The sequence below is a fragment of the Pseudoalteromonas porphyrae genome (assembly GCF_001298125.1).
Lineage (GTDB): Bacteria > Pseudomonadota > Gammaproteobacteria > Enterobacterales > Alteromonadaceae > Pseudoalteromonas > Pseudoalteromonas neustonica.
This window is the reverse complement of the sequence record NZ_LHPH01000019.1, coordinates 1-24626: the sequence shown is the minus strand read 5'-3', so window position 1 is coordinate 24626 and position 24626 is coordinate 1. Positions and strand designations below refer to the sequence as shown.

20 protein-coding genes and 1 other RNA gene are annotated in these 24626 nt (G+C 41.1%); 13 read left to right on the top strand and 8 right to left on the bottom strand.

All coding sequences use genetic code 11. The features are described 5' to 3' along the window. Positions 1-10: 10 nt before the first annotated feature. Genes ADS77_RS15135 through lpxA form a run of 4 tightly spaced genes read left to right on the top strand, consistent with a single transcriptional unit; the run spans position 11 to position 2815 of the window. Positions 11-529, top strand: a complete 519-nt coding sequence (locus tag ADS77_RS15135; protein WP_054206000.1) for an OmpH family outer membrane protein — start codon at positions 11-13, stop codon at positions 527-529. 9 nt (positions 530-538) lie between these two features. Beyond that, positions 539-1579 (top strand): UDP-3-O-(3-hydroxymyristoyl)glucosamine N-acyltransferase, encoded by a 1041-nt coding sequence (gene lpxD / locus ADS77_RS15130; protein WP_054455190.1) that lies wholly within the window; start codon positions 539-541, stop codon positions 1577-1579. A 10-nt stretch (positions 1580-1589) separates the two neighbouring features. Then, the gene (gene fabZ / locus ADS77_RS15125; RefSeq protein ID WP_054205998.1) at positions 1590-2042 is read left to right on the top strand and encodes a 3-hydroxyacyl-ACP dehydratase FabZ; all 453 of its coding nucleotides are present in this window, start codon (positions 1590-1592) and stop codon (positions 2040-2042) included. A 2-nt stretch (positions 2043-2044) separates the two neighbouring features. Next, positions 2045-2815 carry an acyl-ACP--UDP-N-acetylglucosamine O-acyltransferase gene (gene lpxA, locus ADS77_RS15120; protein ID WP_054205997.1) on the top strand — a complete coding sequence of 257 codons (771 nt, stop codon included), beginning with the start codon at positions 2045-2047 and terminating at the stop codon, positions 2813-2815. 100 nt (positions 2816-2915) lie between these two features. Here the strand turns inward: lpxA and cydC are convergent, their stop codons facing one another. Genes cydC through ADS77_RS15095 form a run of 5 tightly spaced genes read right to left on the bottom strand, consistent with a single transcriptional unit; the run spans position 2916 to position 9319 of the window. Beyond that, the gene (cydC, locus tag ADS77_RS15115; RefSeq protein WP_054455188.1) at positions 2916-4649 is read right to left on the bottom strand and encodes a thiol reductant ABC exporter subunit CydC; all 1734 of its coding nucleotides are present in this window, start codon (positions 4647-4649) and stop codon (positions 2916-2918) included. Next, on the bottom strand, positions 4642-6426 hold the full coding sequence (cydD, locus tag ADS77_RS15110) for a thiol reductant ABC exporter subunit CydD (RefSeq protein ID WP_054455185.1): 1785 nt from the start codon (positions 6424-6426) through the stop codon (positions 4642-4644). The genes cydC and cydD overlap by 8 nt, the downstream gene beginning before the upstream one ends. Next, positions 6416-6568 (bottom strand): cytochrome bd-I oxidase subunit CydX, encoded by a 153-nt coding sequence (gene cydX, locus ADS77_RS15105; RefSeq protein ID WP_054205994.1) that lies wholly within the window; start codon positions 6566-6568, stop codon positions 6416-6418. Before cydX ends, cydD begins: the two co-directional genes overlap by 11 nt. 13 nt (positions 6569-6581) lie before the next feature. Further along, on the bottom strand, positions 6582-7721 hold the full coding sequence (gene cydB / locus ADS77_RS15100) for a cytochrome d ubiquinol oxidase subunit II (RefSeq protein WP_054455183.1): 1140 nt from the start codon (positions 7719-7721) through the stop codon (positions 6582-6584). Beyond that, a complete protein-coding gene (locus ADS77_RS15095) occupies positions 7721-9319 on the bottom strand; it encodes a cytochrome ubiquinol oxidase subunit I (RefSeq protein ID WP_054455180.1) in 1599 nt (532 codons plus the stop codon). The genes cydB and ADS77_RS15095 overlap by 1 nt, the downstream gene beginning before the upstream one ends. Before the next feature lie 301 nt (positions 9320-9620). On the opposite strand from ADS77_RS15095, the gene lpxB reads away from it, so the two are divergent. From lpxB to ADS77_RS15065, 6 genes are all read left to right on the top strand, one after another. Further along, entirely contained in the window at positions 9621-10778 is a 1158-nt protein-coding gene (lpxB, locus tag ADS77_RS15090) for a lipid-A-disaccharide synthase (RefSeq protein ID WP_054455177.1), read from the top strand. Then, positions 10768-11364: a ribonuclease HII gene (rnhB, locus tag ADS77_RS15085; RefSeq protein WP_054205990.1), complete on the top strand. Its 597-nt coding sequence runs from the start codon at positions 10768-10770 to the stop codon at positions 11362-11364. The genes lpxB and rnhB overlap by 11 nt, the downstream gene beginning before the upstream one ends. Next, positions 11364-14855, top strand: coding sequence for a DNA polymerase III subunit alpha (gene dnaE, locus ADS77_RS15080; RefSeq protein ID WP_054455176.1), 3492 nt, complete (start codon positions 11364-11366; stop codon positions 14853-14855). The genes rnhB and dnaE overlap by 1 nt, the downstream gene beginning before the upstream one ends. Before the next feature lie 16 nt (positions 14856-14871). Continuing rightward, positions 14872-15828 carry an acetyl-CoA carboxylase carboxyl transferase subunit alpha gene (accA, locus tag ADS77_RS15075; RefSeq protein WP_054205988.1) on the top strand — a complete coding sequence of 319 codons (957 nt, stop codon included), beginning with the start codon at positions 14872-14874 and terminating at the stop codon, positions 15826-15828. Positions 15829-15949: 121 nt separating this feature from the next. Next, positions 15950-17260 (top strand): tRNA lysidine(34) synthetase TilS, encoded by a 1311-nt coding sequence (gene tilS / locus ADS77_RS15070; RefSeq protein WP_054455174.1) that lies wholly within the window; start codon positions 15950-15952, stop codon positions 17258-17260. Then, positions 17257-17595, top strand: a complete 339-nt coding sequence (locus ADS77_RS15065; protein ID WP_054206053.1) for a hypothetical protein — start codon at positions 17257-17259, stop codon at positions 17593-17595. The genes tilS and ADS77_RS15065 overlap by 4 nt, the downstream gene beginning before the upstream one ends. A gap of 40 nt (positions 17596-17635) precedes the next feature. On the opposite strand, the gene ADS77_RS15060 is transcribed toward ADS77_RS15065, so the two are convergent. After that, the gene (locus ADS77_RS15060; protein WP_054205986.1) at positions 17636-18532 is read right to left on the bottom strand and encodes a GGDEF domain-containing protein; all 897 of its coding nucleotides are present in this window, start codon (positions 18530-18532) and stop codon (positions 17636-17638) included. Positions 18533-18675: 143 nt separating this feature from the next. Between ADS77_RS15060 and ADS77_RS15055 the strand changes: the two genes are divergently transcribed. Beyond that, positions 18676-20652, top strand: a complete 1977-nt coding sequence (locus tag ADS77_RS15055) for a cation:proton antiporter (protein ID WP_054455172.1) — start codon at positions 18676-18678, stop codon at positions 20650-20652. A 110-nt stretch (positions 20653-20762) separates the two neighbouring features. Here ADS77_RS15055 and ADS77_RS15050 read toward each other — a convergent pair whose 3' ends face one another. Then, positions 20763-21908 (bottom strand): patatin-like phospholipase family protein, encoded by a 1146-nt coding sequence (locus ADS77_RS15050; RefSeq protein ID WP_054205984.1) that lies wholly within the window; start codon positions 21906-21908, stop codon positions 20763-20765. Positions 21909-22084: 176 nt separating this feature from the next. Between ADS77_RS15050 and ADS77_RS15045 the strand changes: the two genes are divergently transcribed. Continuing rightward, positions 22085-22957, top strand: coding sequence for a DUF3014 domain-containing protein (locus ADS77_RS15045; protein WP_054455170.1), 873 nt, complete (start codon positions 22085-22087; stop codon positions 22955-22957). A 140-nt stretch (positions 22958-23097) separates the two neighbouring features. Next, an RNA gene (gene ffs / locus ADS77_RS21450) (signal recognition particle sRNA small type) lies at positions 23098-23194 on the top strand. Between the two features lie 185 nt (positions 23195-23379). On the opposite strand, the gene ADS77_RS15040 is transcribed toward ffs, so the two are convergent. Continuing rightward, complete coding sequence (locus tag ADS77_RS15040) at positions 23380-24351, bottom strand: integron integrase (protein ID WP_054455168.1); 972 nt, start codon at positions 24349-24351, stop codon at positions 23380-23382. Positions 24352-24626: the final 275 nt, after the last annotated feature.

The following is a 24626-nucleotide window of genomic DNA, read 5'->3' as shown; positions in this document are numbered from 1 at the left end:
GGAGTTTTTTGTGAAAAAATCAATTAAATCATCGGCGATTGCCATTTTAGCAACACTTATGATGGGTACATCTGCGAGTGCTTTTGCACATAAAGTCGGTATTGTAGACATGCAAGAAATCTACAAACAAATCCCACAAATGGCATCTGTTGAATTAGCATTGCAAACAGAGTTTGCTGAGCGCCGCCAAGAGCTTGAAAAACTTCAAGGTGACATTCGTTTTGAAGCTGAAAAATTTAAACGTGAAAGCACAACAATGAGCCAAGCTCAAAAAGATGCGCTGCGTACAAAAGTTGAAGGTATGCAAAAAACACTTGCTGAAAAGGGTCGTCCTTTAGAGCAAGAAATTAAAACTCGTCAAAATCAAGAGCTAGCTAAAGTACAAGCACTGATCATAAAAGCAATTGAAGACGTTGCTAAAGATGGTAATTTTGATGAAGTTAAAGTAAAAGATACTACAATTTACTTTAACCCTAAAAAAGTATCTGACTTATCAAGCAAAGTTGTTGATAAAGTAAGTAAGCAATAGAACGAATATATGCAAAATTATACGCTTTCGCAGATAGCGGAACTTCTAGGCGCTGAGCTTCATGGTGATGGCGCCTTAGAAATATCAAAAATTGCTACACTTGCAAATGCCCGCTCTGGGCATATTGCATTTTTAGCGAATAAGAAATATCGCCCACAACTTGATAATACAAACGCCAGTGCTGTAATTTTATCTGCCGCAGACGCACAGTATTATTCGGGTAACAAGTTGATTACAGCTAACCCTTATAATAGTTATGCACAATTAGCACAAATAATGGACACCACACCGGCATCTGCTGCTAAAGGTATCCACGTAAGTGCTGTTGTTCACCCTGAAGCTTGTATTGCTAAGACGGCCTCTATTGCAGCTAATGCAGTTATTGAAGCGGGCGCTACAATTGGTGAAAACACACAAATTGGTGCAAATTGCTTTGTTGGTCAAAATGCTAGCATTGGTGATAATACTAAGCTTTGGTCTAATGTTAGTGTGTACCACAGTGTTGAAATTGGGTGTGATTGTTTAATTCAAGCTAACGCTATTATCGGCAGCGACGGGTTTGGTTACGCAAATGATAAAGGCCAGTGGATTAAAATTCCACAATTAGGCTCAGTGATCATTGGCGATAAAGTTGAAATTGGCGCAGGTGCAACTATTGACCGTGGTGCAATTGACGACACGATTATTCACAGCAATGTAATTATCGATAACCAAGTTCATATTGCCCATAATGTTGAGATTGGTTCTGGTACTGCTATCGCAGGCTGTACGGTAATTGCAGGTAGCACAACCATAGGTAGGAATTGTCAGATTGCTGGACTTGTTGGTATAAATGGTCACATAGAAATATGTGATGGTGTTATACTAACGGGCATGAGTATGGTGACAAAAGCGATTAAGGAAGCCGGTGTTTATTCATCAGGGCTCCCACACTCTTCAAATAAAGAGTGGCGTCGCAATATTGCCCATTTGCGTAATTTGCCAGAGATGAAAGATCGCCTAAAAGCGCTAGAGACTCTGACTAAGTCATTAAACCTTGATAATGAATAAGGATGCTATTTTGGCAAACGAATTAAATAGCCTTGATATACAAGAAATTTTAAGCTTACTACCACACCGTTACCCAATGTTACTGGTTGACCGTGTACTTGATTACACGCCAGGTGAATCATTACATGCAATTAAGAATGTAACATTTAATGAACCTATTTTTACAGGCCACTTTCCTAATCAGCCAATTTTTCCTGGTGTGCTTATTTTAGAAGCTATGGCACAGGCAACGGGTTTATTAGGTTTCAAAACTGTTGAAAACCGCAGTGAGAATGAACTGTATTTGTTTGCAGCCGTTGATAACGCACGTTTTAAGCAGCCTGTGGTACCTGGTGATACCATGCATTTGCATGTACAGTTTTTAAAAGAGCGCCGCAATATATGGAAGTTTGCAGCAGAAGCTAAAGTTGATGGCAAAGTTGTTTGTGCTGCCGAAATCATGTGTGCGAGAAGAGAGCTTTAATTGTGATCCATCCTACAGCGATAATCGAATCAGGTGCAAAGCTAGGTAATAATGTATCGGTTGGCCCATATAGCTACATTGGTGACAATGTGGTTATTGGTGATGATTGTATTATTGAATCTCACGTTGTGGTCAAAGGGCCATCAACAATAGGTTCTGGCAATCATATATTTCAGTTTGCGTCAGTAGGTGAAGCCTGCCAAGACAAAAAATATAATAATGAGCCAACCACGCTAATTATTGGTGATAACAACATTATTCGTGAATGTGCCACTATTCACCGCGGTACGATTCAAGATCAAGGCGTGACTAAGATTGGTAGCAATAACTTATTTATGGCTTACACTCATGTTGCCCATGATGCAGTAATTGGCGACAACGTTATTTTTGCTAATAATGCATCGGTTGCAGGGCATGTACACATTGGTGATTGGGTTATCTTAGCAGGCAATTCAGGTATTCATCAGTTTTGTAAAGTAGGTGCACATGCGTTTGTTGGCATGTATTCAGGTGTAAATAAAGATGTTCCACCGTTTGTAACAACGATTGGCACCCCTGCAGGCCCTGTAGCGATTAATACCGAGGGTATGAAACGCCGTGGCTTTGAAAGTGATGAAGTAATGGCAACGCGCCGTGCCTATAAAACACTGTATCGTAAGAGTTTAGGTGTTGATGAAGCGCTTGTTGCACTTGCAGATGACGCTGCTAAGTACCCTGCAGTACAGTTGATGGTTGATTTTGTTAAAAATTCAGAGCGTGGTATTGTTCGTTAATAGTTCGCTTTATAAAAAAAGCCACCGATTATGAGTAATAGTCGGTGGCTTTTTCGTATTACTTACCTTGAGTTCAAGCTGTTTCAATTGGTGAAAATGATTAAAACCGTGTGATCAAGTTTACGTACTCTGGTTGCGCTATTAATAGTTGCTGATGAGTTGCAATCGCTTTTACACAGCCTTGCTCTAACCAAATTACCTGATCCATATTGGATAGCAAAGCAGGATCGTGAGTAATACTCAGCACGGTACATTGCTGCATGCTGGTCAATATTGCATCCATCACGTGATGCTTAGATTGATTGTCTAGACCTTCTGTAGGTTCATCAAGGATTAAAATAGCCGGTGCGCGCAGTAATGCTTGTGCCAAAGCTAAACGTCGAGATTGCCCGCGAGATAAACTTCTACCACCTGTGCCTAAGCGAGTATTTAACCCTAACTTTAACTCACAGAGCCAGTCTGCTAATTGCACTTGTTGGCAAGCGTTGATCATTTGCTCTTTCGTCGCCGCAGGTGCTGCGTAGCGTAAGTTTTCCGCAATTGTGCCATCAAAAATATGATGTTGTTGTGCGACGATACTTATAAGTTCGCAGCGGTTTTGTTGGCTGGTCATATTAATAGGCATCGTTTTGTGTGCAAATGTTAAGTTTATTTCACCGCTTTGCTGTGGCCATAAGCCACTGAGTAAATTAACCAGGGTACTTTTTCCACTGCCACTTTGGCCCACAATGGCTACTTTTTGTAGTGGCTCAATTACAAAGCTTAAGTTGTTAAGCGCAAAAGTATCGCTGAGATAACAGTAGCTAACGTCTTTAAATTCAAGTCCTAAAGGCTGTACAGGCACTGACTCGTGAGCATTTTTAGCGACAGGGCGGAGTTTGTCTTCTAAATCGAAAATACGGTTTGCAGCGCTTAATGCGACCGGTAGTTGGATAAATGCATTGGGCAACGTGAGTACCGTTTCAAAACTGGCAAGTACGAATAAACTGAGCATGGCCAATTCAACATTAGCCATTGTACCGTTATAAACCAATGGGGTGATAACTATAATGGCACCTAACATACTTAGTTGTACTACCAGCAGTGATAAGCCATTACTACGTGCCTGTGCACTATGGCGTACAAACAGCTGCTGATTATAATGTTCGCTGGCATCACGGCATTGTTTAACTTGTTGCTCGGTAGCTTGATAAATAGCCAGCTCTCTCAAGCCATTTAGGGTATCAGATAATTCAGCGCGTAAAGTGGCAGAGTACTGCGTTTCGAGGTCTGCAGTGTTCTGTAGTTGCCTGCTCAGTATTAAAGGTAGGGCAACACCCACGAATAACAGCGCAATAAAGCACAGCAGTGCCACATCAGCGTTGTATGCAGCCATAATCGCAATCACAATTGGCACACTTATTATCGCAACAATCATGGGTAATAATACATTTAAGTAGAATTTATCGAGGGCTTCAACATCATTTTGCATACGATTGAATAGATCGGCACTGCGGCTCATGGCCAAATCAACATTACTCAATTGGCTTAGCGTATTAAAAACACTGACGCGAATTTCACTTAACAGTAAAAATGTGGCGTTGTGAGTGACTAGACGTTCACCATAACGAGACGCTGTTCTCACTATTGCTAAAAAGCGTATGACGCCAGCGGGCGTAAAGTAGTTCATTTGTGTATTAGCTAGACCTGCAGCAGCCATTGCGGCTAAAAACCAGCCAGAAACAGCCAACAAGCCTACATTTGCAAGTACCGTTAATGTAGCTAAAAATGCCCCTAGTAACATTGCCCCAAGGTGTGGCTTGCACAGCTTTAATAAGCGTAAAAAGTTAGTCATGCTGTTGACTCCTTGCATGCACTAAATCAAATAGCGCGCCTTTAGCAGCTATGAGGGTGTTAAAGTTACCCAGCTCAATAACAGCACCGTCTTTCATTACAATAACTTGCTTAGCGTGTTCAATGGTATTTAAGCGATGGGCGATCACTATAACTAAATGCTTTTTTGCATAATCATTAATAGCTGTTTGGACAAGTTGCTCGGTTTGACTATCAAGGTGAGCGGTTGGCTCATCAAGAACTAAAATGGGAGCTTCTTTTAAAAAAGCCCGTGCTAACGCGATGCGCTGTTTTTGTCCGCCGGAAAGTCCTTCGCCTTGCTCGCCAATAGGGGTGTCAAAACCTTGAGGTAAAGCAAGAATAAACTCAAGCGCACCCGCTTGCGCTGCAGCATTTTCGAGTTCTTGCATACTGGCATCTGGTTTTGCTAATAGTAAATTGGCTTTTATGCTATTAAATAGCAAGGTGGGTTGCTGTGGGATCCAAGCAATATGCTGTTGCCACTGTTTAATTTGCGAGACTGATAATGAGCGTTGATTGACCGCGATGGAGTTTATCACTTGTGGATGAAAGCCCAATAGACAGTCAAGTAGGGTACTTTTCCCCGCGCCACTTTGGCCAACAATGGCATACATACCAGAGCTTGAAAATGTCAGGTTTATATTGCTAACGCCTTCATTACTATTTGGATAGTGAAAACTTAAATTACCAATACTGAGCTGCTTTATGTTCGGCACGTCTAATCTACTTTGAATATTTGTTTTTGTGCTTATAAGGCTCTCATCTGGTAATGGTTCATTTAATATCTTGAGCATATCAGCAGCAGCACTTATGCCTTCTAATCGTGCATGATAATGACTACCAAGTTGACGCAGCGGTAAATAAAACTCTGGTGCGAGCAATAACACTACAAAGCCGGTCGAGAAATCTAAGGTACCAAAAAATAACCGAAAACCGATTATTACGGCGACTAATGCGACGCTAAGAGTTGCAAAAAACTCTAATGCAAAAGAGGATAAAAATGCTATTTTTAATACGCTTAAAGTGGCATGGCGAAAATCATCTGAAATTTTGGCAATTTGTTTTAACTCACGTGCTGTGGCGTTAAACAATTTAAGTTGAGTGAGTCCTTGTAAACGGTCAAAAAAGTAATTACCTAACACTGCTAATTGTTGCCAGCGTTGCTGGTTTAGCCGTTCGGCTTTGTGACCAACTAAAATCATAAATAAAGGAATTAAAGGCGCTGTAAATAAAAAAATCAATCCCGCTTTCCAGTCAGTAGGAAAAATCACCATCAGAATCGCTAAAGGGACAAGTGCGCTATACGCCACACTGGGTAAGTAATTAGCATAATAGTCGTGCAGTGCTTCAACACCATTATGCAAGGTATTTAAAGTTGCACCATGGCCTTGTTGTTCAATGTAACTTGGGCCAAGGAGTGTCAGTTTTTCAAGTAAAGTGTGGCGCATCGCAGTTTTAATTTTTAGTGCCGCTTGCGCGCTAATACGTTCAGATAAACTCAGTAATAGGCCGCGCCCTAAAATCAATATAGATAATGGCCAAAGTAAAGGAGTAACTGTTGCTAAATCAGCATGTTCAAACATTACTAGATGAATTGAACGTGCTACCAAATAAGCACTAGCAATCATGAGTATTGCATTTAAAGTACCTAACGCAATACTCAGTTTTAGCAGACTACCAGCGTGGTTGGAGTGTATTTTTAAGAACGCGCGCAGGGTAGTTTGCTGCGCGCGATCTGGTCGGGGGTTAGTCGTCATTTTGGCGATTAAGCCTATCGTGAAGATCTTTTTCGTCGTCAGCAATACTGTCTTTATTTTGTTGAAATTCGTACCACATAACGTTGATAACTCCTAGCGTACAGGCTAAAAGCACACCGAGTATCCAAGCAAAATACCACATAGTTTATGTCTCCTTAGTAGCTGCCATGGCTGTTATTTTCAATTTCTTCAACGGTTACCTTGCGCCACATTTTCACATAACACCATGTTGTGTAAGTTAAAATAAGTGGTACAAAAATAACAACCGCAATAAACATGACATTTAGCGTCATATGACTTGATACTGCATCCCATAATGTGAGGCTAATGTTCATGTTATTACTCGATGGCATCACAAATGGAAACAGTGAAATACCTGCGGTCATTATTACGCCAATTAACATCAAGCTTGTGCATATTAAAGCAAGGCCTGATTTATTCACTTTTGATAGCACCCATGCAAGCGCAGCCATAACAAACGCTAAAGTAGGAAAAATAACGGTCCATGGCATTAACGTATAGTTATTCAGCCATGCGCCAGCTGAGGTTGTCACTACTTTACCAAGAGGGTTAGCAAAACTTTGTTTGTCAGGCATCGACACAATTTGGTAGCCATCAATATTAGCAACCCAAAACCCAGCTATAGCAAATAGCACAATAAAAACTAATAATGCGCAGCGGCCATACTGCGCTGATCTTCGAGCAACATGGCTATCGGTTCTAAGTTGCAGCCACATGCCAGCATGTGCAATCAGCATAATGACACTTATCAAACCTGTTAATAATGCAAATGGGTTGAGTAAGGCAAAAAATGAACCTTGATAGCTTGCTCTTAAATACTCATCTAAATTAAAAGGCACACCTAAGAATAAGTTACCAAATGCCACACCAAACACCAATGCGGGGATCACACTGCCACCAAATAATGCCCAATCCCAATTGTTACGCCAGCGCTTAGAATCAATCTTAGAACGATAATCAAAACCAAGCGGCCTAAAAAACAAGGCGAATAACACGAGCATCATAGCGAAATAAAAGCCTGAAAACGCAGCCGCATACACCATCGGCCATGCTGCAAATAAAGCGCCTCCAGCAGTAATAAACCACACTTGATTGCCATCCCAATGCGGGCCAACAGTATTAATTACAACGCGGCGTTCGGAATCTGTTTTACCAACAAGGCGTAATAATATCGCTACGCCCATGTCCATGCCGTCAGTGATTGCAAAGCCGATAAATAACACACCGATGATCACCCACCACAATAGCTTTAATGTTTCATAATCAAAAATCATCAGTTTGCTCCTCGGTCATCACTTAATTGTTCATTATGCGAGTTGTCATTTTGGTGTTCATAATGATATTTACCTGTGTGTAATGAGCTTGGACCAATTTTAATAAATCGGAGCAATAACCAGCCCTCTACAATAGCTAAGCCAATATAGAACAAGATAAACCCAGTTAAACTTATTAAAATATCATTCACAGTCAGTGACGAGGTAGCTAAAAAAGTCGGCAATATTTCTGATATAGCCCAAGGTTGGCGGCCATATTCTGCAACAATCCAGCCAAATTCAATAGCAATCCATGGTAGAGGAATACTCCATACGGCAGCCCATAACAGCCAGCGTTTTTGCTCAATTACACGCTGTGCATTGTAGTAAAAGGCTAATATAAACACGATAAGCATGATCATGCCGCAGCCAACCATAATCCTAAATGACCAAAACATCGGGCCCACTTTGGGAAATGAGTCTTTTACTGCTTTTTGAATTTGCTCCTCAGTCGCATCCACCACATTTGGGGTGTAACGTTTTAGTAATAAGCCATAGCCTAAATCGTCTTTTAAGGTATCAAACTTTGCTATGTTTTCGGGTGTGTCCTGACCATTTCTTAGTTTTTCTAGGTATTGGTAAGCAATCATACCGTTACGAATTCGCACTTCATGCTGTTTTTCTAAATCATTAATACCTGTAACTTGCTCATCAATAGAACGAGTAGCAATTAAGCCTAAAGCGTAAGGGATCTTAACTGCGCCGTAGGTAACTTGCTTCTGTGAGTCAGGTATGCCGACTAACGTAAATGCAGCAGGTGCTTCTTCGGTATGCCATTCAGCTTCAATGGTGGCGAGTTTTACTTTTTGTACTTCGCCCACTTCATACCCTGATTCATCACCTAGCAAAATAACACACAGTATTGACGCTAAACCAAAGCCACTGGCAACAGAGAAAGATCGTTTAGCAAAGGCTAAATCGCGGCCTTTTAGAATGTACCAACTGCTGATCCCCAGTACGAACATCGATGCGGCTACATAACCGGCAGAGACGGTATGAATAAATTTAACCTGCGCAACAGGATTAAATACCAGCTCGGCAAAACTGGTCATTTCCATACGCATTGTTTGGTAGTTAAATTCAGCGCCAACAGGATTTTGCATCCACGCGTTAGCAATCAAAATCCATAATGCTGACATGCTAGTACCAAAGGCCATTAGAAAAGTAACGGCTAAGTGTTGGCGTTTGGTTAGTCGTTCCCACCCTAAAAAGAACATACCCACAAAGGTAGACTCTAAAAAGAATGCCATTAAGCCTTCAATAGCAAGGGGAGCGCCAAACACATCGCCCACATAATGAGAGTAATAAGACCAGTTAGTACCAAATTCAAACTCCATGGTTAGGCCTGTAGCCACACCAATAGCGAAGTTGATACCAAATAATTTTCCCCAAAACTTGGTCATATCTCGGTATATCTCACGACCAGTCATAACGTAGACCGATTCCATGATCACCAAAATCCAAGTCATACCTAGGGTCAGTGGTACAAATAAAAAGTGAAATAGGGCGGTGACAGCAAACTGTAATCGCGATAGATCCACAAAGGTTTCATCTATCATTTTTTATAGCTCCTAGTATGTGATGACGAATCACACAACAGATTAAAGTAGCAAACATTTAACGCACAAAGTTTCAGTAATTACTGAAACTTTTTGCATTATTTACTTTTGATGAAATATTGTCAATATATATTAGAAAAACATAATATATATAATAAATGCTACATTAGAATTATGAAGATGCAAATCAGGTGGGCTATTTATATTATAAAAAATGAGATCTCTTAAACGTTTATAGAAACCTTAAAACACGGTAAACTACTCTTTTTATACACTCGAGTTATTTGCGAAATAAATTCATATGAATAAACATAAACAGCCACTGCGTATAGCGATTGTCGTTGGGGAACTCTCTGGTGATATTTTAGGCGAAGGCTTAATAAAAGCACTTAAAAAGCGCTACCCTAATGCCATTTTTGAAGGCATAGCAGGGCCTAAAATGCAGGCGCAAGGCTGCAAAAGCTTATTTGATATGGAAGAATTAGCCGTTATGGGCTTAGTTGAAGTGCTAGGTAGATTACCGCGGTTATTAAAAATTCGTAAGCAACTGGTACAGCATTTCATTGATAATAAACCGGATGTTTATATTGGTATTGATGCTCCTGACTTTAACCTTCGAGTTGAAAAACCGCTTAAAGACGCCGGCATTAAAACAATTCAATATGTGAGCCCATCAGTATGGGCGTGGCGTGAAAAACGCATTCATAAAATTAGCGCAGCAACTAACATGGTGTTGGCTTTATTACCGTTTGAAAAAGCGTTTTATGATAAACATAACGTCCCCTGTACTTTTGTTGGGCATACACTTGCTGATGATATCGCTCTTGAGCATGATGATAGCGCAGCACGTCAGCAGTTAGGTTTAAACCTCGATGATAAAGTATTGGCATTATTGCCCGGTAGTCGAGGCTCAGAAGTGGGTTTGCTTAGCGAAACGTATATAAAAACAGCCGCAGGGCTACAAGCAAAAAACCCGCTTTTAAAAGTTGTAGTGCCATTAGTGAACCCGCAACGTAAAGCGCAGTTTTCTACTATTTTAGCCGCCACAGCACCTAACTTAAACGTACAAATGCTCGATGGTCAATCTGATCTTGCTATGCAGGCAGCAGATGTAATACTCATAGCCTCTGGTACAGCAACTCTTGAGGGCATGTTGTATAAAAAGCCGATGGTTGTTGGGTATAAAATAAAAGCGATGAGTTACTGGATTTTTAAAACGCTGTTTACCTTCAATATCAAATATTTTTCCTTACCAAATTTACTCGCTGATGAAGCACTTGTGCCTGAGTTTATGCAACAAGACTGCACCATTGAAAACTTAACTAACGCGCTAGAGCCGATGCTAAACAGTGACAATAGCGAACTCAAAGCACGCTTTTTAGCCATTCATCAACAAATACGCTTAAACGCCAGTGAGCAAGCTGCCACGGCTGTTGCGGAGATTATAAATGCAAATTGAACGACCAAACCTAGCGCTTATCGCGGGCGTTGATGAAGTAGGGCGCGGCCCATTGGTAGGAGATGTAGTCACTGCAGCGGTGATCCTCGATCCTACTAAACCGATTGCAGGTTTAGCTGATTCAAAAAAATTAACGGATAAAAAACGCCAAGCGCTTGCTATTGAGATTAAAGAAAAAGCGTTGTGTTGGTCAATTGGCCGTTGCAGTCCCACAGAGATTGACGAATTGAATATTCTCCAAGCCACGATGCTTGCCATGACGCGTGCGGTAGAGGGGTTAAGCACCGCACCTGAATTTGTGTTTGTTGATGGTAATCGCCTGCCAGCATTGGCTATGCCAGCGCAAGCGGTTGTCAAAGGAGATAGTTTAGTTGCCGAGATTTCCGCGGCGTCTATCATCGCTAAAGTAGCGCGCGATGACGAAATGATAGCGCTCGATAAACGCCACCCAGAGTATGGTTTTGCGGGGCATAAAGGCTATCCAACCAAGGCACACTTCGCTGCCCTTGAGCAATACGGTGCAATTGAAGAGCATCGAAAAAGTTTTAAACCAGTGCAACGTGTACTGGCAATGCAGGAGAAATAATGGCCGCTCCAGATTTTGTGCATTTACGGGTTCACTCAGACTTTTCGATGGTTGATGGTTTAGCCAAAACCAAACCAATTGTCGCCAAAGCGCAAGAGTTGCAACTACCCGCATTGGCAATAACTGATCAAATGAACTTGTGTGGCTTAGTGCGTTTTTATGAAACATCGCACAACGCAGGCATTAAGCCCATCGTCGGTGCTGATTTTTGGCTACATAGCCCAGAGTTCCCTGAAGGACCATGTCGGTTGGTTATCTTAGCGAAAGATAATACCGGCTATAAAAACTTAACCTTATTAATATCTAAAGCGTATCAGCGCGGGCATTTATTTCACCGTCCAGTGATTGACCGTGACTGGCTTATTGAACACAAAGAAGGGCTTATATTACTTTCAGGTGCTAAAGATGGCGATTTAGGTAAGGCGCTATTAAAGGGCAACCCCGCGATTGTAGAATCGGTGGTGAGCTTTTATAAGCAGCATTTTAGTGATAACTATTACATTGAATTAGTGCGCACCAAGCGCGCACAAGAGGAAGAGTACCTCCATTTAGCGGTTGAGCTTGCCAGCATTGAGCAATTACCTGTTGTTGCTACTAACGAGGTGGTCTTTCTAAAGCCTGAAAACTTTGAAGCGCACGAAATACGCGTGGCCATTTTTGATGGCTATACGCTGGATGATAAACGCAGGCCAAAGCGCTTCTCCGAAGAGCAGTATTTAAAAACGCCTGAACAAATGGCTGAGATTTTTAGCGATATTCCAGAAGCACTACAAAATACGGTAGAAATTGCAAAACGTTGCAATGTAACAGTACAACTAGGCACGTATTTCTTACCTGATTACCCAACAGGTTCACTGAAAATTGACGAGTTCTTAGTTAAAGTATCGCAAGATGGCCTAGAAGAACGGCTACTGTTTTTATTTCCTGATGAAGCAGAGCGCGAAGAAAAACGCGTTGAATACGACGAGCGTTTGCAAATCGAACTCGATGTAATCAACCAAATGGGTTTCCCAGGCTACTTCTTGATCGTAATGGAATTCATCCAGTGGAGTAAAGATAATAACATCCCTGTAGGCCCAGGGCGTGGTTCAGGTGCCGGTTCATTAGTGGCCTACGCACTAAAAATCACTGATCTTGATCCACTCGAATTTGACTTGCTATTCGAGCGATTCTTAAATCCAGAACGTATTTCAATGCCGGATTTCGACGTCGATTTCTGTATGGATAGACGAGATGAAGTAATCGATCACGTATCAGCCTTATATGGGCGCGATGCGGTATCGCAAATTATTACTTTTGGCACCATGGCGGCCAAAGCGGTTATACGCGACGTTGGACGTGTGCTCGGTCATCCATATGGTTTTGTTGACCGTATATCGAAAATGATCCCAGGCGATCCAGGGATGACGCTCGCTAAGGCGTTTGATGTCGAGCCACGTTTACAAGAAGCCTACGATGGTGACTCTGAGGTAAAAGATCTCATTGATATGTGTCGCATCCTTGAAGGCTGTACGCGTAACGCCGGTAAGCATGCCGGTGGTGTTGTTATATCACCAACCACCATTACCGACTTTGCTGCACTGTATTGTGATGACGAAGGTAAGTTTCCGGTTACTCAGTTTGATAAAAATGACGTAGAAACCGCAGGCTTGGTAAAATTTGACTTCTTAGGCCTTCGTACGCTCACCATTTTGCAATGGGCGGTTGATATGACCAATGTGCGCTTAGCCCGAGAGGGCAAAGAGCCAATAGATATCAACACCATAGAACTCAATGATAAAAAGAGCATTGAGTTATTGCTAAGAGCTGAAACGACCGCAGTATTCCAGCTTGAATCGCGCGGTATGAAAGACTTAGTTAGGCGTTTAAAACCAGATTGCTTTGAAGATATGATAGCCTTGGTGGCTTTATTCCGCCCAGGGCCATTGCAATCGGGCATGGTAGATAACTTTATCGACCGAAAGCTCGGACGCGAAGAAATATCTTACCCTGATGCGCAATATCAGCACGAAAGTTTAAAGCCTATTTTGGAGCCAACTTACGGCATTATCTTGTATCAAGAACAAGTTATGCAAATTGCACAGGTATTGGCAGGTTACACCCTTGGTGGCGCCGATATGCTACGTCGTGCAATGGGTAAGAAAAAACCCGAAGAGATGGCCAAGCAGCGTTCAACCTTTGAAGATGGTGCACGAAATAACGGCATTGACGGCGAACTAGCGATTAAAATCTTCGATCTGGTAGAAAAATTCGCAGGTTATGGCTTCAATAAATCTCACTCTGCAGCTTATGCACTCGTGTCGTATCAAACGCTTTGGATGAAAACCCATTACCCAGCTGAATTTATGGCAGCGGTTATGTCAGCGGATATGGACAACACTGAAAAAATTGTCACCTTGGTGGATGAGTGTGAGAACATGAAACTCACTTTATTACCGCCAGATGTTAATGCAGGCGAATACAAATTTACGGTTAACCTCAAAGGGGAAATTGTTTATGGTATCGGTGCGATTAAAGGAGTGGGCGAGGCGCCAGTTGATGCGATATTAGAAGCGCGCGCTGAAGGCGGTCCATTTAAAGATCTTTTTGATTTTTGCGCACGTGTAGATTTAAAGCGTATAAATAAGCGTGTTACTGAAAAACTTATTTATGCTGGCGCTTTGGATCAACTTGGCCCGGAGAAAACACAGCCAGCACGCGCCACTTTATTAGCCAGCTTAAAAGACGCTATGCGCGCTGCTGATCAGCACAATAAAGCGGAGTCGTTAGGGCAAACTGATTTATTTGGCCTGCTAGCCACAGAGCCTGATGAAGTGGAACAAGCGTTTATAAAAGCGATACCACTGACTGATAATCAGTGGCTTGATGGAGAAAAGGAAACTCTAGGGCTTTATTTAACGGGTCATCCGATTAATCAGTACCGTAAAGAGCTAAAATACTACACCAGTGGGCGATTAGTAGACTTACAACCAACAAATCGAGACGTGCAATCAACCGCCGCAGGCCTAGTGATTGCAGCAAGAGTACTGGTAAATAAAAAGGGAAATCGCTGGGGACTTATAACTTTAGATGACAAGAGTGCCCGTATTGATGTACGCTTATTCCCAGAACAGTTTGAAATGTACCAAGATATGCTGCAAATCAACAATATCTTGGTAATATCCGGACAGGTCAGCTTTGATAACTTCTCCGGTGGCATTACAATGACCGCCAGAGATATATGCACGATAGCGCAAGCGCGAGAAAAACGTATAAAAGCGATTAAAATGACGCTGAATATGGTGCAAATCGACGCAAACTTTTTCGATAAGTTACAAAAAGTACTCGAACCTTATAAGTTTGGTACTTGTCCGATTAAGGTTTTCTATCAGCGTCCAGATGCGTTGGCCCAGTTAACCCTCGGGACAGAATGGTGTGTTACGCCAAGCGATGACTTAATTCATAAGTTATCGTTAATGGCGGCGCAAGATGTAGAACTAGAATTTAACTAATTAGGTAGTTTAGAGCATGAGCCTCAATTATCTTGATTTTGAGCTTCCAATTGCAGAATTAGAAGCAAAAATTGAAGAGTTACAAAATATAAGCCGCGCTGGCGAATTAAACCTTGAGTTAGAAGAGGAAGTCAGCCGATTAAAAGAGAAAAGTGCCCAGCAAAAAGAGGAAATATTCTCTAAGTTAGGTGCTTGGCAGGTTTCTCAGTTAGCCCGTCATCCGTTGCGTCCTTATACTCGTGATTATATCGAGCGTATTTTCACGGAATTTGATGAGTTTTCTGGCGATCGCACTTTTGCTAATGATCCCGCTATTCTTGGTGGTATTGCGCGTTTTGAAGGCCAACCAGTCATGGTTATTGGTCAACAAAAAGGACGAGATACTGCAGAGAAAATAAAGCGCAACTTTGGCATGCCAAAGCCTGAAGGTTACCGTAAAGCATTACGCTTAATGGAAATGGCTGAGCGTTTTAAAATGCCAATCATGACTTTCATTGATACGCCAGGCGCATACCCAGGTGTAGGTGCTGAAGAGCGTGGTCAATCAGAAGCAATTGCACGTAACCTTAAAGTAATGGCAGCATTAAAAGTGCCTACTATTTGTACGGTTATAGGTGAAGGCGGCTCAGGTGGTGCACTGGCAATTGGTGTTGGCGATCGTGTTAACATGTTGCAGTACAGCACTTACTCGGTTATTTCACCAGAGGGCTGTGCATCAATTCTATGGAAAAGTGCCGATAAAGCACCTCTTGCTGCAGAAGCGATGGGCGTAACCGCTGCACGTGTTAAAGAGCTTGATTTAATTAATAGTGTGGTAGATGAACCTCTTGGTGGTGCACATCGTAACTATGAAGCGATGGCTCGTAACCTTAAAGCTCAGCTTAAGCGTGATTTAAGTGATTTACAGGCATTGAGCCTTGATGAAATGCTTGATCAACGTTACAAACGTTTAATGTCATTTGGTTATTGTTAATTAATACCAAATTACTGAAAAAAGCCGCTTTTGCGGCTTTTTTGTTTTAAAATGTTTATCAGCTATCAGCTATCAGCTATCAGTAGCAAAGTAATCATTCACTTAGGCAGCGGTTTAATTCATGCATTCAACGTCTTTATATCAACAAGTAAAAAACGTCATAACACCTTATGTAGTTGAGCATAAAATCTCATTTACGGTGGCACTTTCTGGTGGCGTGGATTCAGTGGTATTACTTCATGTGATGAATGCGCTGAAAACTGAAGTACCGCAATTGCAATTAAATGCCGTATATGTAAATCATGGTTTAAGTGAGTATGCTAATAACTGGCAGTCTTTCTGTAAAAAATTATGTGCAACACTGAATATTACTTTTTATCCAGCGCAAGTAAATATCGAAAACAAAGCCCGCACTAGTTTAGAAGAGCTCGCGCGTGATGCTCGCTATAAAGCACTTGATCACCATAGTCCCACAGGCAGTATTATTTTACTTGGGCAACATTTAAATGATCAACTAGAGACGTTCTTACTAAGATTAAAACGCGGCTCAGGGTTACAAGGTTTAGCCTCTATGCGACAAACTAGAACGCTTAATTCTGGTCGCATGTGCTTACGACCCTTGTTAAATGTTACGCGCCAGAATATTGAGCAATTTGCAGATGATTTTAACCTATCACACATTACAGATGACTCAAATTCAGATGAACGCTTCGATCGAAATTTTTTAAGAGGGAAAGTTGTACCCGTTTTATCGGAAAAATTTACAGGATTTGAAAAAAGCGCATCTCGTAGTATTTCGCTTTTGCAGCAACAGCAAGATGTGTTAGATGAATATACCCAATTAGATTTAGCACAATCTCAAAATGAGCATCGAGGATTAAGCTGTGAAAAGATGGGTGTATTTAGCCTGCCTCGTCAAGCGAACGTATTACGGTGTTGGCTTGGGCAGTTCACCCGTTTAATGCCTTCGCAAAAACAAACCCAGCAAATATTATTACAAGGTTTAACGGCGCAACGCGATGCGCAGCTATTGATTCAACTTGCAGAAGGTCAAGTACGTCGTCATCAAGGCTATTTGTACTTTGTTAATGAAAGTGTAACGGCCCAAAAAGAACAGTCAGTCACGAGTGATAATCAAAAGTTGTCTGACGGGTGTTATTTAATGTCATTTCGCGGAGAGGGAGTGAGATCACCATTTGCAGATGAGCAAGTAACTGTACGTTTTAATTGTCCGCAAGCGCGTATTAAGCCATTAAAAAAACCGGGCCATAATACGCTTAAGCATTGGTTTAAAGATGCTAAAGTTGCCCCTTGGTTACGTGCAAATATACCGCTTATTTTTTATAATGAACAATTAGTTTTTGTAGTAGGGCACTTTGTAAGTGCAGAACACTATGAACAAGAAGGTATATTTTGGAAGATAAAAATATGACGACACAACAGCCACACGTTGGCTTATCGTTAGTAAATAAAGCGCCGTTAGGACTTATAGTAACAGCAGTGATTGCAATTATTGCTACAGTTATGTTTGAACTAGACATCATAACGTTGGCTTACTCTATTGCTGGTGGCTTGATCTGCGCAATGATTTTAATTGCCTATTGGTTGGGGAAAGGCGGGTTATTCTTTATTGCGGGAGTGAGTATACCTTTGTTAATGGTGATAGTTATACCACTGACAACGATGGCCGCACTATTATATTTAATTAGTGGTTTCTTTTTTGGTTTTTGCTTAGCGTTATTAGGCTACAAAATATTCACTAAATAGTAAATTAAAGCCTAGAGGGGGAAGCTAGGCTTTTGGTTAGCTAATAGGCTTTAGCGCAATTTCGACCAGATGCTTTCGCTTTGTATAAGCCCTTATCTGCGCGTGCAAAAATTTCATTTTCGCAGTCTTGGCTATTGGCTAAAGTGAAACCAATACTGGTTGTTACTTCATATTGCTTCATTAAATTTGATTCAGTGACTAGGCGCATTACTCGCTGGGCAATGACTTTGTTGGTCGTAAACTCAGGGTCATCAATTAAAACTGCAAATTCATCGCCGCCAAAACGAAATACGCAATCAGTACCACGAATACTACTGCATAACACGCTAGAAAATTCTTGTAGCACATCGTCACCGGTTTTATGGCCAAAATTATCATTTACTTGTTTAAAGTTATCTAAATCAAGCAACATTAAACTAAATGGGCGATGGTGACGGCGACAACGCTCTAACTTTTGCGCCAAAACATCATTAAATTGGCTGCGATTATTTAACCCTGTCAATGCATCTTTGGTTGCTAGCTTTAGTACGCGGTTATACATCAATGCATTACGTAAAGGATAAATTAATACGCTGTGTAAGCCTGCGAGTTTTTTTTCAATATTGCCAGTGAGTGGATATTGGCAAAAGTAAATTAACTGGCCTAAATGTTCGTTGTTAATATCTAAATCAAACGAATAAGGCGGTTTGCTATTATCACTGCTAGCGATTTGAGCAACCCCAAGAGAGGATTGAAACTGTAAGCCCGAAAAATTGATAATTTGCTTAGCGTAGTTTGCATAAATCGTCAAAAGCTCTTCTACATTTAGAGTCGTTTGTAATTTCTCTAGTAAACTGTGTAGAGCCGCGGGTTCATTTTTACGGTAGTGCTCTGCCGAAAACGGCAAAAACTCGCCCCGCGCTGAGACTCGTTGTGTCAAAATATGGACGTTTTCCATTGAATTCTCCCCCCAGGAGTTAGTTACTCACTTAACTAAGCTATTTTTGTGCCACAATTTCAAACTGGCTGAAAAACAGATAGTTGCTATAGTTAGAATAAGAACTGATGGATTTTTGACAGCAGCATCGCGAGGAGGCCTCATTGCAAACAGTATTAGCCCAAATATTTGGTTTGCTCCTTGGCGCTGTGGTGCTGGTTTGGCTATTTAAACGCGTAGGTTTACCGCCAATATTAGCTTATCTCGCTACGGGCGTGCTTGCAGGCAGTCATGGCATTGGCTGGATGGCACAAAGCCATGAGATCCACTTTATTGCAGAGCTTGGTATTGTTTTTTTATTATTTAGTTTAGGTCTAGAATTTTCACTGGGCCGATTAATGGCAATGCGTAATATTGTATTTGGTCTAGGGACCTTACAAGTTATTGTGACAAGCATTGTTCTGATGCTTATTTTACTCTTACTGAATCTTTCGCTACTCACCAGTTTTACCATCGCGACATTAATGGCGCTTTCATCAACAGCTGTTGTTGTTAAGTTATTAAAAGAATCTGGCGATTTAAAAGAGCGGCGCGGGCAGCTTGCAATCGGTATGTTATTGTTTCAAGACATAGCCGTAGTCCCCCTTTTAATTATTTTACCTCTTTTGGCGCAAAGCAGCGGCTCAGAAGGCATTGCATTTGCGCTAATCATCGCACTTACTAAAGGAGCTTTTGTATGTGCATTATTATGGGCCATAGGCAAATGGATATTACCTAAGGTATTTAATGAAGTCGCTTTAATGCGTACGGACGAGCTATTTGTATTAACCACACTCGTGGTCGCTTTATTTGCTGCAGGGCTAACCTACCTATTTGGTTTATCGATGGCTTTAGGAGCATTTTTAGCAGGTATGATGCTGGGTGAAAGCCAATATCGACATCAATTAGAAGCCGATATTCGACCATTTCGCGATATTTTAATGGGATTGTTTTTTGTTACCGTGGGCATGCAGCTTGATATTTTATTTGTGCTTGGCGTGTGGTATTGGATCATTGCAGCATTGGCTTTAATGTTAGTGCTAAAAATAGGGGTGATCACATTACTTGCCCAACTAATGGGGGAGCGCAAACAAGATGCAATAGCCGCTGGCATTATGCTTTGGCAAATGGGGGAGTTTGGCTTTGTATTAATTGCACTGGCTACTAAGCATCAATTATTAGCTTTGGAGCATGCCTCATTTTTAATCGCAATAGCAGTGATGTCGATGGGTTTAACCCCGTATTTAATAGAACGTACACCATGGTTATTAAAGCAATTTGGTTTCTTAAAAATGCCTCGTAATAAATGGCAGCAAGAGCCGACGAGTAGTATTTTATATCGTAATCACGTAGTTATTTGCGGGTTTTCTCGGGTTGGCCAAACAATAGCACGATTTTTAAAGCCTGAAGCGATCGAATATGTTGCCATCGAACGCAACCCAATACTCGTACAAGAAACTAAAGTAGCAGGCGAACCAATTATATTTGGTCATGTAAAACAAAAAGATATTTTAAAATCAGCAGGAGTAGAGCATGCACGTTTAGTGATTATAACATTCACTGATTTTGAACAAACCCAAGTGGTTATTGATGCGATTAAACAAATAGCGCCTACGGTAAAAATTTTAGTACGCATGCGAGATGACAGCCAGCTAGAGGCACTTAAAGAGCTTGGTGTAACAGAAGTTGTGCCCGAAACGCTCGAAGCCAGCTTAATGTTAGTATCGCATGTTTTGTACATGTCAGGTGTGCCGATGACACGAATTGTGCGCCGAGTGAGTAAAGAGCGACGTAATCGTTATCAGTTTTTACATGGTTTTTTTGCAGGTGATAAATTTGATAGCGAAGAAACTAATGCAGATCGCTTAGAATACCTACATGTTATTGCGTTACCTGAAAACGCCTTTGCGGTAGATAAAAACATCAGCGAACTTAATCTCGAAAAGCGCAAAGTGTCGGTACGTGCATTACGCCGTCAAGACCGAGAAATAGACACGCCGTCAGTAAAAACGATTTTACTCGCAGGCGATATATTAGTGTTACAAGGCAAACCACGCAGGGTAGAACGAGTTGAACGTTATATTCTAGACGGCAGTGAGTAGCTAAGCGTATAGAGCAGCTATAATACCCAAATATTAAGCCCCGCGAACGCTGAGTCCTGCATCATGAGGTGACTTGGGTATAAGTTGTAGCCTGAATAGAGAGTCGTGGGCTAATCTAATTCTAAAAACTCACGTATTTGTGGTAACTTTTCTAGACCGTCTTTATAACCAATATCAATTAAGTGTTGGGTATAGCGTTTTTCAAAAAGTAAGTAGCTGGTTAAACTCGATTGTGAACGTTTTTTAACCCCGATCATACGCAATAAAATCTTAATAGGCAGTGGCATATCGTCATAATATTGCGCTGCAATCGCATTAAAGTTTTCTGATGGATTGATCACGTAAGAATCAATTTGTTTTAGTTCTTGATGTTTATCACGCCCGGGTAAAAGCCCCAAAGTACGATTGATCCGTTCAAGTCGCTCAAGGTCCGATTGCAATGTATCGGTAAATACACTATCGAGTAAGTGGCCAGCAATAGACGACAACCCCGGATAGTGTGGTAAATAACCCGGAGGGTGCAACTCTTTCGGTTGATCAACACCAATAATAAATATTTTTTCAGCGCCAAGGTGTACGCATGGACTCAGAGGTGAAAGCTGGTGGATAGAGCCATCACCAAAGTAATGGTTTTGTACATTTACACTCGGGAACACCATAGGTATAGCACTCGACGCCATTAAATGCTCAACATTAATACGCGTAGCTTTACCTTCACGCTTAGCACGTTGCCAAGGTAATTGCGTATTAGATTGAAAAAATGCAACAGAATCGCCCGTTGTATAACTTGATGCTGTAATAGATAAAGCATCTAAATAATTGCGGTGTAAGTTACGTTCAATACGGTTTAAATCTAAAATATCGTTAAGTAAATTACGTAAAGGCTGACTGTTTAATAAGCTCGCAGGGGGATGATTTATATGCTCAGACTGAAAACTAGTGAGCATGTTGCGTGTTATATGCCCAAAAACACTGATAAAGTCACTTTTATACACCATAGAAGTAGAAAAGTTTTTCCATACAGAATCAAGCTTTCGTACCGCCAAGTGTGCACATGAAGCATAACTAGCTAAAGCTGCAGAATTAATAGCCCCTGCAGAGGTGCCATTTATAATCGTAAAAGGCAAAGGCGCTGTACGAGGCATGCTTTGCGCGAGCGCTTTAAGCACGCCCACTTGGTACGCTGCGCGTGCGCCACCACCGGTTAATAATAGTGCGATTTTAGGTTTATCTTTATTGACTTGCTTGATTCTCATAATTGCAATTAAACTGTTGACCGTCTTTACTTTATTTATTAACTGTAAGTCTTTAAGCTAGAAGAATCAAAGGATACCTTAGTGATAGTAAATTTTTTATCATTAAGTTGTGAATTATAATCACTTAGGTAACTCTAAGTGAGATAAACGTGCATTTTAATTTTTATGGAGTTCGTATGTCAGATCAATCAACACCGCCAGATATCGAAAAACGTCCACCAAACAATAACTTACTCTTTGCTGCTGTAATACTGGTTATTATTTTATGCGCCGGAGCATTTGTATTATTGAGCTCTGATGAGCAGCCTCAACCCATTGTAGAAGTTGCTCCCACAGCACAGCCTATACAAGAATATCAAACAGTTGAGGAACCACAGCCTCAAATTGAACAAATTGAACCGCCAGCAGCTCAGCCGCAGGTAGAGCGTCCACCAACACGTAATGTTGAACCCGCGCCAGTAGTAGCACCTCTTCCATCATTAAATGAAAGTGACGCTGTAGTGGTCGCGCGCATAGATGATTATTTAAGTGATCAAGCAATGGGCTTACTACTAACAGACGATGTAATACGTCGTGCTGTTGTATTTATAGATAACTTAGCAAAAGGCAAAGTAGCGGTTAAACATGCGCCAGTAGAGCGTCCACAAGATGGTTTTAGCGTGATGGAAGGTGACATTCTCACTATCGACCCAAACAGTTACGAGCGATACACGCCGTATGTAAAAGTATTTACCAGTATGAGCGCGGCACAAATTGTGCGTTTGTATGATGAATATAAACCACTCATTAATGACGCGTACACCGAAATTGGCTATTCAGGTGATGCATTTAATCAAACACTTCAAGAAGCCATTGATTTATTGCTAGATACACCAGAGCCAAAAGGTGACATGCCGTTACTGAGAAATTCAGTAACGTACCAGTACGCTTACTCTGAATGGGAACGTTTACCCGCAGCGCAAAAGCAATTATTGCGCATGGGCCCTGAAAACATGAAAAAGGTAAAAGCAGTATTACGTAACGTTCAAAAAGAGCTAGATAACCAGTAATCTTGATAAAGTAGCTTAAAAAACAGTGCGATTGTATGTTTAACATGCAATCGCACTTTCTTTTTGTGTTTACCCTTGAATAACACAGCAAAAGTAGCGATAATCTCTCCCGCGCCAACCAAGGCCCTCAATGGTAGTCTTATTGGTCCTCTCGCAACACTAGCAGGCGAACCTGGTCAGGCCCGGAAGGGAGCAGCCACAGTTTGTGACGTGTGTGCCGAGATGTGGCTGGTAAGACTGCCACCCAAATTCCTCATTTGGGTGTTGTAAATTTCCTTTTTCATACTATCTAAAATTACCAATACTATTTTCTCATATTGCGCTTTTGGTAAATCCTCGTCAAAATTGTAATGGCATCATTTTTAATCAAATAGGCGTGCTTTTTCATCATACCTTTGCCGTGAAGTGAACATTGATAAAGTTTAAAATATTTTACTTAATGGACTAATTACACCGTTCGCTCCTTGCTGTAAAACATGGGTATATATTTGCGTTGTTTTGACATCTGAATGGCCAAGCTGAGCTTGAACTGTTCTGATATCGGCACCACTTTGCAATAGATGCGTTGCAAATGAATGGCGTAAGGTATGCGGTGTTATTATTTTTGTTAATCCCGATTTTTGAACGGCTTTTTTTATTTCTTTTCTTATACACGAGTGATGAAAATGATGTCGTCTTATTTCACCACTTTGAGGATCTGTGCTTAATATATGTGAGGGAAATAAATACTGCCACGCAAGTGATTTTGAGGCAGAAGGATATTTTTTTGTTAAAGCATAAGGCATCCATACGCCAGTATATTCCGTATTATTTAAATCAAGTTTTAGATAGTCATCAACCTGCAGAATTTGATTTCTCAGCATAGGAATTAGCTCGGTGGCCAATGTTACAATACGGTGTTTATTACCTTTGCCATTCCATACTTGAATACACTTGTAATCAAAATCAATATCTTTCACTCTTAATTGTACCGCTTCCATTACTCTTAAACCACTCCCGTACATAAGGCTTGCAATAAGGTAATAACGCTTATTTAAATGAGTCATAAGCAGCTTAACTTCTTCTGGCGTCATAACTACAGGTAGTTTTGCTTGTTTTTTACTGCGAGCAAAATTTAAGTTTAACGACAGCTCTTTTTTTATTATGTGCTTGTATAGAAATGACAATGAATTGAGTGCCGTGGCTTGCGTTCGTGGTGCAACGTTTTGTTTTAACACTAAGTACTCTAGATAGCGCTCGACTTCATTGTCTCCCATTGAGGCGGGGTGGCGCTTATCATGAAAATGGATATAAGATGCAATCCATCTCAGGTACGTGTCCACGGTACGTAATGAATACTGACGTACCAACATATAATCAGCGATATAATTTAAAAATGGAGAGCGCGTTTTCATGTCATCACCACTAGTTGTGCTGTATATATATGGCTATGTTGTATTTCAGTGTTGGTGAACTATATTTAATATACTGAAACCTAATAACGGTAGGTGCAACATGGCTTCCAAGCAGTTTCAAAATATACTACATCACATTACCAACTTAAATTACGCTCAACTTAAAAAGCTTCGCCACGAAGTTGAATCAAATATTGCCACTAACCAAGTAGGTCAAGCCATTGCCGACCATGAAGAATCAATATCTCATTGCCCCCATTGTGATTCACATAATC